The organism is Candidatus Methylomirabilota bacterium, assembly GCA_035315345.1.
In the GTDB taxonomy this organism is placed as follows: Bacteria; Methylomirabilota; Methylomirabilia; order Rokubacteriales; family CSP1-6; genus CAMLFJ01.
Genome location: DATFYA010000094.1, coordinates 1 through 3,964 on the forward strand (window position 1 = coordinate 1; position 3,964 = coordinate 3,964).

5 protein-coding genes are annotated in these 3,964 nt (G+C 72.3%); 4 read left to right on the plus strand and 1 reads right to left on the minus strand.

Annotation, left to right across the window (positions count from 1 at the left end):
- The 4 genes from VKN16_12470 to VKN16_12485 form a co-directional block, all read left to right on the plus strand.
- On the plus strand, positions 1 to 408 hold a 408-nt coding region (locus VKN16_12470), incomplete at its 5' end, for a CoA transferase (protein ID HME95016.1).
- 82 nt (positions 409 to 490) lie between these two features.
- Positions 491 to 1,426, plus strand: a complete 936-nt coding sequence (locus VKN16_12475; GenBank protein ID HME95017.1) for a zinc-binding dehydrogenase — start codon at positions 491 to 493, stop codon at positions 1,424 to 1,426.
- Between the two features lie 4 nt (positions 1,427 to 1,430).
- Positions 1,431 to 1,901, plus strand: a complete 471-nt coding sequence (locus VKN16_12480; protein HME95018.1) for a glycine/sarcosine/betaine reductase selenoprotein B family protein — start codon at positions 1,431 to 1,433, stop codon at positions 1,899 to 1,901.
- Between the two features lie 54 nt (positions 1,902 to 1,955).
- Positions 1,956 to 2,624 (plus strand): hypothetical protein, encoded by a 669-nt coding sequence (locus VKN16_12485; protein HME95019.1) that lies wholly within the window; start codon positions 1,956 to 1,958, stop codon positions 2,622 to 2,624.
- A 22-nt stretch (positions 2,625 to 2,646) separates the two neighbouring features.
- Here the strand turns inward: VKN16_12485 and VKN16_12490 are convergent.
- Positions 2,647 to 3,964: DUF222 domain-containing protein (locus VKN16_12490; protein ID HME95020.1), on the minus strand; the 1,318-nt coding region annotated here is incomplete at its 5' end.

The following is a 3,964-nucleotide window of genomic DNA, read 5'->3' on the forward strand; positions in this document are numbered from 1 at the left end:
ATCGTGGGCCGGCCCGAGATGGCCGACGACCCGCGCTACCACGACCGGCGCGATCGCGTGCAGATCGTCGACGAGATCGACGCGATGATCGAGACGTGGACCGAGAAGCGCGACAAGCACGACGTCATGGCCATCATGGCCGGCGCCGGCGTGCCGTGCGGGGCGGTGCTCGACTCCACCGAGATCCTGGCGGACCCGCACCTGCGCAAGCGCCGCTTCATCGTCGACCTCGAGCATCCGCGGCGCGGCCCGTACCCGATGCCCGGCAACCCGGTGCGCCTGTCCGACTCGCCCACCGAGGTGGCCCGCCCGCCGCTGCTGGGCGAGCACAACGTCGAGGTCTACGGCCGCCTGCTCGGCATCAAGCCGGACGAGGTCGCCCAGCTCAAACGAGACGGCACCATCTGATCACCCTCTCCGGCAACCCTCTCCCCTGAGGGGAGAGGGCAGGGTGAGGGGTGGTCTACAAGCTACAGAGAAGGAGACTCCCGTGAGCGACAACCACGCCGTCGTCGTCGACCCCGCGGCCGCCGGCCGCCTCGTCATCCGCCCCGTTCCCGACCCCGCGCCCGACCGCGGCGAGGCCATCGTGCGCGTCCGCGCGATCTCGCTGAACCGCGGCGAGGTCCGCCGCTCCACCATGGCCGCGGCCGGCTGGCGCCCGGGCTGGGACCTGGCCGGCACCATCGAGCGCGCCGCGGCCGACGGCTCCGGCCCCAAGGTCGGCGCGCGCGTCGTGGGCTTCCTCCCCGAGGGCGCCTGGGCCGAGCGCGTCGCGGTGCCGACGCACGCGCTGGCCGAGCTGCCCGAGAAGGTCACGTTCTCGCAGGCCGCCACGTTTCCGGTGGCCGGCCTCACCGCGCTGCACGCCCTCGCCAAGAACGGCACGATCCTGGGCAAGCGCGTCCTGGTGACCGGCGCCACCGGCGGCGTCGGCGACTTCGCGGTGCAGCTCGCCCGCCTCGGCGGCGCCCACGTCACGGCCAGCGCCCGCCGCGCCGATCAGGCGCCCGCGCTCCGCCAGCTCGGGGCCCACGACGTGACGGTCGGCGACGAGATCCCCGCCTCGCCCAAGTACGACCTGGTGATCGAGTCGGTCGGCGGCCGCACCCTCGGCTCGGCACTGGCCGCGCTCGAGCGCGGCGGCGTGTGCGTGACGCTCGGCGTCTCCGCCGCCTCCGAGGTGACCTTCGACGCGCGCACGTTCTTCGCCACCGGCCGCACGCAGCTCTACGGCTTCTACCTCTTCACCGAGCTGGGCAACGAGCCGGCGTCGATCGGGCTACGCCGCCTCGCCGACCTGGTGGCCGCCGGTCAGCTCGCGCCGCATATCAGCGTGGAGCGGCCGTGGAGCGAGATCGCGCAGGTCGCCGCGGACCTGATCGCGCGCACGTACCCGGGCAAGGCGGTGCTCACGCTGGGCTAGCGCGATGCCCCGTCTCGACCGGCTCGCCGAGCTGGGCCGAAAGAATCTGCTGATGCTCCCGGTCCAGGTGAACGACACCGCGCCGTTCACGCCCCTCTCGCGGCCGCTCCCCGCCTGCCGTCTCGCCATCGTGACCACCGCGGGCCTCCACCGTCGGGACGACCGCCCATTCGCGCCGGGCGAGCAGACGTTCCGGGTGATCCCGGCCGACGCACCGGCAGCCGACATCGTGCAGAGCCACACCAGCCTCGGCTTCGATCGCGTGGCCACGATGCGCGATCTCAACATCTCGTACCCGGTGGACCGGCTGCGGGAGCTGATCGCGCGCGGCGAGCTGGGCGGGACCGGGCCGAATCACTACTCGTTCATGGGCGCGCAGCGAGACGTCAGGCGCATCCACGAGGAGACCGCCCCCGAGGTGGGCCGCCGGCTGCGCGAGGCAGGCGTCGACGTCGCCCTCATCACCCCCACCTGACCCTTCTGCACGCACACCGGCGGTGTGCTGGCGCGCGCGCTCGAGTCGGCCGGCGTGGCCACCACGTCGATCAGCATGGTGCGCGAGCACACCGAGAAGGTGAAGCCGCCGCGCGCGCTCTTCGTCCCGTTCCCCTTCGGCCACGCGCTGGGCCGCCCGAACGACCCCGATCTGCAGCATCGCGTCCTGCGCGCCGCGCTCGACCTCCTCGCCGAGCCGGCCGGCCCGGTGCTCCGCGACTTTCCCGACGATGCCGAGCCGGGCGATCAGCCGTCGGCGCCCACCCAGGCGTCGGCCATCGCGCCCGTGGCCGCCGTCGCCGACGATCCCGCGCTCGAGACCTCCCAGATGCGCCAGTACCACGCGCAGTGGCTCGCGCACGGCGGCCGACGCACCGCCTTCGGCCTCGCCGGCATCCCCGCCACCCGCTTCCGCGGCGTGGTGCGCTTCCTCCAGGCCTTCGCGGCCGGCGAGGAGGCCGACATGGCGGAGCGCCCCGCAGATGTGCCGCTGCCCAATTTCATCCGCTACTGCGCGGACGACTGGAAAGCGCTCTGCTACGAGGCCCGCCTGGTCATGAAGCCGTCCAGCAGCGGCGACGATGTCGCCCGCTGGTTCTGGGGCGAGACCGCCGCCGGACAGGTGCTCCGCCGCGTGCGCGACCGCCTCGACGCCTCGGAGGACCCGCAGTGGAAGGCCGCCGCGTTCGGGGTGGCACGGTAGCGTCGCCCATCTGCAGATCCGCTCACGGACGCAGGACGTCCAGAGCCCAGCTCACATCCAATCGCTCACCAAGCCAGGACGGACACGCGGTCCGCGCGTGGATGTCCAGGTCTCCATGATGCTCCCGCAGGGCTCCCGCAGGATCCTCGGGCACTGCCGCGGATGGCGGCACGTCGGGGAGCGGACTGCCGTCGGGACGGCTAAAGGCGAACGTGTCGTCGTCCCCGTGGGCCACCTGAAAGCCCTCTTCGTGGACGGCTCGATGATGGCGACGGCAAAGCAAGACGAGATTGCCGAGCGTGGTGGGACCACCCTGGGCCCAGTGGCGAACGTGGTGCCCCTGCCCGACGCTCACGCGGCAGCCCGGGAACCGGCATGTCCGGTCGCGATGTAGCAAGGCGCGTCGCAGCGCCGGAGGAATCGTCCGCGTCCGCGCCCCGACTTCGAGCAGCCGTCCTTCCGAATCGTGGCGCATCACCACGCGGCTCGCGTCGCACGCCAGGCGCTGACACGTTCCCGCGGGAACGTGGCCGATCTCTTCCATGACGGATTGGCCTGGCTGCGACGCATCGGCCAGCACGGCCGCATCGACATGGACCACCACCTGATACCGCTCCCCCGGCGCACCAGGATCCAGCTCATGGTGCAGCGCCGTCTCCGCGAGCAAGGCCAGCGCGTCCGCTTGTTGCTGGGATCGGGTGGGCGGCGTCAGCGATGGATCGGTTGGCTGGTTCCCGGACGTGCCGCGCGCTCGCTGATACAGGGTCTCCCGGGCTGCGTCGAGCGCTCTCAGCAGCAGGGCGCCTATCTCCGGCGTGAGGCGTCCATTGAGAACCACCGTGCCGTCGTCCTCCTGGTGGACACGCAGGCTGCGGCTGGCGTGCTGTCGGGCAGCCTGCCTGGCTTCGGCCCGTCGGTCTACCCGTCGCCAGCAGCGAACGATCTCCTCCACATGTACCGCCGTGCCGGCTCGGCCAACCGCCAGAAGACGCGCCTCCGTCTCCGGCGTAGCGACACGAGTCAACGCACGCACCTTGGCATAGGACAGCTGTCCGCGGGCGAGCGCCTCGGCCAACCGAGGCAGCGCCCCCAGCGCCCGTGCGACCCGCACGCGCTCGCGGGCGGCGCCGGGAGCCAGCCCTACACGCCAGCTCAGCCACTCCGCGCACGAGCGAAAGCCGGTATTCCACCCGCCGCGGGCGTCGAACTCACGGATCAGATCGAGCAGACGCGCGGTGGCGGCGTCGAGGTGGGCGGACAGCTCGGCGATCTCGTCGCCGAGCCGATCCAGCTCCTGGACGCGAGACGGAGATTCGAGAAGCGTGAACGATTCGGTCGTC